The 7,724-nt window shown below is 46.0% G+C and carries 8 protein-coding genes and 1 pseudogene; 6 read left to right on the forward strand and 3 right to left on the reverse strand.

Translation table 11 applies throughout. From position 1 onward, the window contains the following. Positions 1 to 96: 96 nt before the first annotated feature. Positions 97 to 168 (forward strand): annotated as a pseudogene (locus NO989_RS21110) (AAA family ATPase); the annotation flags it as partial. 54 nt (positions 169 to 222) lie between these two features. Continuing rightward, the gene (locus tag NO989_RS21115; protein ID WP_024024474.1) at positions 223 to 966 is read left to right on the forward strand and encodes a hypothetical protein; all 744 of its coding nucleotides are present in this window, start codon (positions 223 to 225) and stop codon (positions 964 to 966) included. 22 nt (positions 967 to 988) lie between these two features. Here NO989_RS21115 and NO989_RS21120 read toward each other — a convergent pair whose 3' ends face one another. From NO989_RS21120 to NO989_RS21130, 3 genes are read right to left on the reverse strand one after another with little or no spacing between them, the layout of a single operon-like run. Then, the gene (locus NO989_RS21120) at positions 989 to 1,306 is read right to left on the reverse strand and encodes a DUF1801 domain-containing protein (protein WP_020745968.1); all 318 of its coding nucleotides are present in this window, start codon (positions 1,304 to 1,306) and stop codon (positions 989 to 991) included. 3 nt (positions 1,307 to 1,309) lie between these two features. Next, a complete protein-coding gene (locus NO989_RS21125) occupies positions 1,310 to 1,447 on the reverse strand; it encodes a hypothetical protein (RefSeq protein ID WP_198033587.1) in 138 nt (45 codons plus the stop codon). Between the two features lie 45 nt (positions 1,448 to 1,492). After that, positions 1,493 to 1,909: a BLUF domain-containing protein gene (locus tag NO989_RS21130; RefSeq protein WP_371343153.1), complete on the reverse strand. Its 417-nt coding sequence runs from the start codon at positions 1,907 to 1,909 to the stop codon at positions 1,493 to 1,495. Positions 1,910 to 2,016: 107 nt separating this feature from the next. On the opposite strand from NO989_RS21130, the gene NO989_RS21135 reads away from it, so the two are divergent. The 4 genes from NO989_RS21135 to NO989_RS21150 all read left to right on the forward strand — a co-directional run bounded on the left by NO989_RS21135 (position 2,017) and on the right by NO989_RS21150 (position 7,676). Continuing rightward, positions 2,017 to 3,810: a sensor histidine kinase gene (locus NO989_RS21135; RefSeq protein ID WP_024024472.1), complete on the forward strand. Its 1,794-nt coding sequence runs from the start codon at positions 2,017 to 2,019 to the stop codon at positions 3,808 to 3,810. Positions 3,811 to 4,223: 413 nt separating this feature from the next. After that, on the forward strand, positions 4,224 to 4,529 hold the full coding sequence (locus NO989_RS21140; RefSeq protein WP_024024471.1) for a 2-oxoglutarate and iron-dependent oxygenase domain-containing protein: 306 nt from the start codon (positions 4,224 to 4,226) through the stop codon (positions 4,527 to 4,529). 196 nt (positions 4,530 to 4,725) lie between these two features. Next, positions 4,726 to 6,849, forward strand: coding sequence for a TonB-dependent receptor (locus NO989_RS21145; RefSeq protein ID WP_020745975.1), 2,124 nt, complete (start codon positions 4,726 to 4,728; stop codon positions 6,847 to 6,849). Positions 6,850 to 7,076: 227 nt separating this feature from the next. Then, complete coding sequence (locus NO989_RS21150) at positions 7,077 to 7,676, forward strand: MFS transporter (protein WP_200866764.1); 600 nt, start codon at positions 7,077 to 7,079, stop codon at positions 7,674 to 7,676. Positions 7,677 to 7,724 lie beyond the last annotated feature (48 nt).

A 7,724-nucleotide genomic window follows, 5' to 3' on the forward strand; every position in this document is an offset into this window, starting at 1 on the left:
CTTTAGCTTCCAACCAACTGAGCCTTTTCATTGCCTTGGCAGAAAAGCTGATTTCCAACCTTAGAATGCAAATAGCCAAATAAAGGCGCGGTTTTTATTGTCGCGGCTACCAATCGGCTGGATAAACTTGATGAAGCATTATTACGTTCAGGAAGGCTTGATCTTCATGTCCATGTTCCTTTCCTGGATAAAAATGCCCGGCGCTGGTTTATCGAAAAGTTCTTGCAGTACGACGTTTACGAAGAGGCTATAGATGTTGATTTAATCGTATCACTAACGGCTGGTATGAGCGGTGCAGATTTAGAGAAGGTTCATCGGGAGACAGTGCTTCAGGCTCTAAGTAAGAATACTGGCAAAATTGGTCAAAGTACGTTACTGGAAGAAATTAATATTCTTAAATATGGCGCTAAACGGACACTTGATAAGTGCGCAAAAATGCTGGCAGAAACCGCCTTTCATGAGGCTGGTCATGCGGTTATCTCAAAAGTTCTGATGCCAGAGAGAATAATTGAACAAATAAGTATTGTGCCCAGAGAACAAGCTTTAGGAATGGTGGCCTACAACAGGGAACAAGAAATTGATTACACGAAAGCTTTTTGGTTCTCGCAGACATGTGTAGCGTTAGCTGGTCGAGCGGCCCAGGTAAAACAGTTCGGAGATGAAGGATTAGATACCGGTGCCAGCAGTGATTTGAGGCAGGCCATGTGGTCTGCCTGGAATCCTGTTGCCAAATACGGAATGCATCCCGATAGTTACAACTTAGACACCACAGTGTTACATGAATGGAGCGGAGACGTTTACTTTCAATCTCAGACTGAAAAATTAATCAAAGAGTGGCTGGATGAAGCAACCCTGAAAACTGATCAATTAGTTGACCAATACTGGGAGCAAATAAGCAAGGTTGCACAAGCTTTACTGGAAGAAGAAGTGTTATCAGAAGCGCAATTTAAGTCGTTAATAGAGTAGAACAGTAAAAGTGGAACAAGTTCTATTTTTTGAGGCTTTGATAAACCGATATCCAATCATCAACGCTCACTTTGCTGACCAACTCGCCAATTAAGTTGTAGGGAATGTGTTTGGGGTTTTTAAAACGGATACAACTTTTACCCATATCCAGCTTAGTAGGTACCGCTTCGGCGTAACGGACCCGAAACCAGCTTTCGAGCTCAGGCATTGCATAAATGCCCATATGATAAAAGCCATAATGGCTTTTCTGTGCCGCCAGGTTCATAAAGGGTAATGGCAATTCTGGGTTGCAATGATAACCGGCAGGGAACAGTTGATGGGGCACCACATAGCCAATCATGTTTTAGTTGATGCATTCGCTAAATCTGGCTGGCAGGTTATCCAGTATTGTCTGGCGTAACTGTGATATTACCCGCTGCTTTTCCACGGGTAGGGCGGTAATGTACTGGTCTACCGATGTGTAACTCTGTGCGTCGGACATAGTCGCTCCTGGCTAACTTAGGTTAGATTGCTTAACCACTATGCCTTAAAGGTTGTCCTGATTACCAGCAAGGTGTTGCAGGAATTGGAATGCCTGTCGAGGGCTCATGGTTTCCGACAGGAACTCAGTCTGGCCCATCTCTTTGAGCAATTTAGTAAACTCGGCACTGCCGCCGGCGTAGCCCATTTTCCACTGTTTGAAAATAGGGGCGGTGATTTCCTCATAGCTGATAATAGTGATTTCGTCATGGCGGGGGTCATCAGCAATATCCAGGTAAAGCTCGTTAACGGCGCTGCGTTCGCCTTCCAGCGCCTGCAAAAAATATTGTTGTTCGTAAGAAAGCATACCGCAAATGCCCTCGGCCTGATTGTTACGGCGGGCGGTGTCGAGAATGGATTTCAGATCGCTAAGTGACATTTCCCGCGAGGCATGGCTGTAGTACACCAATCTCACTAACTTCATTTTTACTTTCCTTTTTTCTAAACTGCGTAATTGTTTGCGTAACTGCAGGCAACGACTATCTTTCAAATATAGCAGAGTTTTCAGAAACGGTAGTGTTGGGTAAATGTATGGAAAATCCAGTGTTTTTGGTTGGTCAGAGTCCAGACTTAGCGGCATTTTTGCCGGATAACACAATGCACTGCGAAAAATTAACCAGCCTGAGAAACGCTAAAAAGACACTGCGCAGTTGTAAGCCCTCACTGGTTATACTCTGTGTAGGCTCCGATGATGATATTTCCCTCTGTCAGTCGGTAGCCCAGTATATTCGTCAGGGGCTGGTTAACCAGGATACCCGTATCATTCTTATGCATAACCCCACTCAGCAACTGGACGAAGTAGTCTGGCTGGAAGAGTACCAAATCAATGCCTGTTTAACGGCGTCTGAAGCGAAAGCCAAGTTTAATGCCAGTGTGCTCAAACGGGAGCTGGCCACTTTTGAGTATATTGAAAACACCTACCGTCAGCACGATGCAGAAACAGAATTGCTGGTGTGTATCACACGCTTTTCACGAGGCGACGAAAAGCTCACGGCGCTGCTTTCAACCTTCTCAAATGCGCTGGCGAGATTATGCCATGCCCACTGCAGTTTCGAAATTTACCTGGAAAACACATCGCGTTTTCGGGTGCGTGGTTCCGATACTGCCAGCAACGATCTGGCAAAAACTATGCAGGCATTGTTATCAGAGGGCGGGCTGCCGGCCAGCCTTGCTCAGGCAATAGAAGAACAGCATCCACAAATTCACCTGCTCGATGAAAGTGGCGGACTGGAGCCGGTTACCCAACTTATAACCACTCATATTGGTAGTTATCTGGCATTCCCCATCGTGGTGTATAAACGCGTAGTGTGTTTATTGCTTTACCTGATCCCCGAACAGGAGATGGAGCGGGTTTCCATGAAGCAGATTACGATTATCAATAAGGCCGCTGAGCAGCTTACGGTGTTGTTAGAGCGCAAACAGGCTGAGTCGAGCCTCAAGAAACAATATACCCGTCTGCGGGATACGCTGCTGGAGCTTAAATCCACTAAACAGGCATTGGCACACAACGAAAAGCTCGCCAGTATCGGGCGTATGGCAGCGGGTATCGCTCACGAAATTAATAATCCACTGTCATTTGTGATCAGCAACTTCTCCTCAATGGATAGCTATCTGGATAACATTATTCAGTTGCAGTCCATGCAGAGTGAGCTGTTAACTGCCATAGACATTCAGCAGGATCAAAAAGCGGCTCATCTCAAACAAAGTCTCAGTGAATTTGAGGAGCAGGCGGGTATACCGTTTATTTTGGAAGATATCAGAGCAATCGTCGCTGATTCTTTTAATGGTCTGCAACGGGTTAAAAATATCATTAGCGACTTACGCTCTTTTTCTCATAATCAGACCGGAGAAAAAGAGGTTTGTGATTTCTCTGTGCTGCTGGATGACACTCTGAAGATGATGCGATATGACCTGGATAACAAGGTTAGCATCCAGCGGAATGTTGAGTTCAATGGCGTGTTGCATACGCACTCAGGTCTCATTGAGCAAGTACTGGTGAATCTGATTAAAAACGCTGTGCAGGCAATGGAAAAGGCGGATACGGCTGAGCCGGTTATTCAAATAAGCGCTGCAGAGATAGATAATATGCTGCACATTCGAATTAGGGATAACGGCCCCGGCATGGCGGCCGACATCCAGCAGAAAATATTTGAGCCCTTCTTTACCACCAAACCCATCGGCGAGGGAACCGGGCTTGGCTTATCGGTGGTGTATAACATTATGCAGCGACTGGATGGTTCGATTCACTGCGAGAGCGAACCCGGTGTGTTTACCGAGTTTACTTTGTTGTTGCCATTAAAGCAGGAAAACGCGCAGGCTGATTGAGTTTTAAGGCGATTTCGGAGCATGCTTCAATTGGGTTTTACCGATAATTTTCCCATTGCATTTAACCGGCTGCCGTGTAGTATTTTATTTATACCATATACAGAGCAGGCGCGTGGCAACCACTTCGTTTTTTCAATCAATGAGTATGACATCACACCGCTTTACATGCGGTGTTTTAGGATTGCTGATCGATTTAATGTCGTTGCTCACGGTACTGGCTCACGGTTGTGTCAAACAGCCGGCGAGCATTCCTCACTTTAGTAAGCTTAATTTACTGCCATGCAGTTACGGCTTCTTCCACTGGTGCCTGGCCTGGTGGGCTGGTAACACAAAATCTCTTTAACTTAACTCATGCGTCTGCGCCTCGATTGAGCGGACGCGGCATTGTCACCCATTTTTTAAAGAGAGCAAAAATGACCTTACCTGTCATCCCCTTTTATCCACATCCTGCCCCGGCGCAGGCAATCCACAAGAGCTTAAGCCAGTCTGGGTTTATGCAAATTAGCGACATTGGTATAGAGCCGACATTATTAGCGGAAGTTTATGCGGTCAGCCGTGTATTTTTTACCGGCGATCAGCAAACCAAATCCCGCTGCGGTTATCGCTCTGCTCAGGAAAACTTTGGTTATCAGGGATTGCTGGAGGAAAACCTGGATCCCACCGCTCCGGCAGATATCAAAGAAACCTTCACTATGCGTAGCTTCGTCCTGGGAATTTGAAAGGGAACAGCCACTCCTGGATTCTCACGTTTCGCTAGGAGACTTGCTAGCGCCCTCTGAGTGGGCAATCATCTAGTTCATAAGCATTTTTGTTAAATAGATTTTATTCTTCGAATTTTTTGTTGATAAAAAAACAATTATATATATCATATACGAACCATTATCATTTGTATTTAGAGTATTAAAGGGTAAATTTATGAGAAATGTAAGTAGAGTATCTAAATTGGGTAAAGCGATAGCATTTGCACTAGCGGGACTGTCGAGCGCGTCCGCAATGGCGGCTATAGCGCCAGACGATATTGAGCGTATCACCATTAGTGGAAATAGCGATTCAACATTTCCACGCACCATGGCTGCCGTTGATTCTGGCAAAATCTTTGAGGGCAAAAAGACCTCAGTGGTAGAGCTTGATGAAATGCCTAACTTCATTGAGCCAAACTTAAGACAGATGTTTTCTACGCTGCCGGGGCTCTTCGTTTCAGATCAAGCCATCCCCAGTTTTTACAATGTGAACTACCGCGGCTTAGGAAACCCTCATGAGTCTGAGTTCGTGGGCTTTTTTCAAAACAATATTCCCCTAGCCGCAGACCTTTTCGGATACCCTACCATCTACTACATGCCGCCAGCACAGCGTATTGAGCGCATAGAATTCGTTCGCGGCGGGTCGGGTTTAATTTACGGTCCACAAATAGGGCCGACGGTAAACTTTATTACCAAGCGCGCAGAAGTAGGCCGCGATACGGGCTTTCGAACCGATCAAGCACTCGGGAGCAATGGGCTATATAGCACTTATAATGAGTTTGCCACTTCAACTGGAGACTTCGGTTTCTTTGCATCGGTAGACCACCGTTCGGCCGACGGCCCTCGAGATAATGAAGATTTCGATGTAACATCAGGCCACGTTAGTGTGGCTTATGAAGGGTTTGACGACATTCGCCTTGGTTTCGAACTTGATGTATACAACTCAGACTCTGGTGAAGCAGGTCGTTTGAGTACGACGGAATTTGAACAAGACCGCAATCAAACATTAACCCCATTCAATCGTGTTGAGATAGAACAAGTACTGGCTAATTTTACTTTTGCGCAGAAGATTAGCGATAGTGCGACGCTTGACGCGAATGTCTGGTATTCATACATGGACCGCTTTAGTCGCCGTTCTGGGCAATTTTCTGAGCCTGAGAATGAGCCTGCTACCACAAATATTGATCAACAAGAATTCGATAATTGGGGCTTCGACGCCCGTTATGCGCAAGCCTGGGGCGACAACAATGTGCTGACTGTGGGGACAACCTCTTACTGGGGAGATAGCCCAAGAACTCGTCACGTCAGTAGCGATATTCGCTCTAACCAACAGAACGCCGCTGACTTGCTATTCGATCAAGACCGTAAAATGACGTATAACGCCGTATTTATCGAAAATTTATTCAAATTCGATAAATTGAGTGTGGTACCTACCCTACGTTATGAGCGCGTTAATTACGACTTAGAAGAGTTGACTAAAAATCCAAGTCTAAACCGAGATCCTATCGACGTAGACGAGACTGAAAATGAACTGCTACTCGGTCTTGGCATGATGTATCAGCTCAACGAAATCAGTGAGCTTTATGCAAACGTTTCTGAATCTTATCGCCCTCAACGATTTGATGATTTGGCCAACCCCAATTCAGAACTCGCCAGCTCAAATGGCCCCGATGTTTCTAGTGCAATGAACTATGAATTTGGTTACCGCGCCATGCCTGTTGATGGTCTTGTACTTGACGTGAGCGCGTTTAGAATCGACTTTGACGACAAAATTGAAACTATTCAGGTAAATATCGCTGACATAGAGCGAGTGAACTCTGGCGACTCTCGCCATCAAGGCGTAGAGTTTAGCGTCGACTACGACCTTTTTGCGGGTCGTGCTGACGAAAGTTTTAGAATTTTTGCCAATGGCTCGTTGCTTGATGCCGAAATCGTCTCTTCCCTTAACGAGAGCCTGGTTGGAAATACCACCGCTTTTGCACCGGAGTATCTTTTACGCGCCGGGTTTATATACAACACGGAAAAGCTTGATGTCGCGCTTACTGCGACAATGGTAGACGAGCAATTTTGGCAAGACTCGAATGCGTCTAGAGGAACAGGCATCGATGAAATAGCCGCGCTAATTCCTTCCTATGAAGTTGTTGACCTGACCGCTGAATATCGTATCGATTCGCAATGGGCAGTATATGGAGGCATTAATAACCTTTTAGACGAGAACTATTATTCTCGCGTGAGAAATGATGGTATCGAACCTGCCCTCGAAAGAACCGTATTTGCAGGCGTACGCTTTCAAATGTAAATAGCAAAATTGTAAGCAAGCAGGGGCGATAACTTGGCCCTGCGGTGCGCGCTTATAACCAGCGTCTTTTCAGACCACCTCCACACTTCAACATGTAATAAAATCGCTCTTTACGACCATTTCTTTTTGTTTTACCTCGCCGTTAAATTCCCTCATATTCCCGCAAATAATTAATAGCCATTAGAACGCAGTTGCGGATTGCAGGGGCTTTAACGTTGGAAAACACATTGTCTACAGAGCCTAAAGTACGCATTTCAGCGCCGGTGATTGCCCTGGCAATGTATGCGATAGCGTCAGGCTATTTAATGAGCCTCATTCCACTTATGCTAACGCACTATGGCCTTGATACGTCGCTGGCCAGTTGGTTAGCAAGTAGCTTTTATGCAGGCCTTCTTCTCGGTGCGTTGGCCATTGAGCCTTTGGTTACCCGCTTGGGACACCGAAACGGATTTGTTTGGTGTTTAGGTACGCTCATCACTACTATTGCCATAATGCCTGCAATCCCTGACGCCAGCGTTTGGTTGCTTGCCCGGTTCGTTGCTGGCGTTGCCGTTGCAGGTGTATTCGTTGTTGTTGAGTCTTGGTTATTACATGGTAATGAAGCCGACCGCGCCAAGCGCGTGGGCCTTTATATGGGAGCGTTCTATGGTGGCAGCTCGTTAGGACAGCTTTGCCTTGGCTTTGTTGGCGTTCACGGTGTGATGCCTTTTGTCGCCATTTTTACTGCGCTACTTTTTGCTGTTGGTGTATTACTGCTTATAAAAAGCGATCAGCCCAGTAGCGCGGAAATCACACCACTATGGGGTTCTAGGGATTTTCCCCTCTAAAAAGACATAATCCTCTGTAGACCACACCAATAAATGGCTGCGGAGGTG

Origin of the sequence: Alteromonas sp. DY56-G5, from assembly GCF_041414725.1 — a bacterium.
GTDB lineage: Bacteria > Pseudomonadota > Gammaproteobacteria > Enterobacterales > Alteromonadaceae > Alteromonas > Alteromonas macleodii.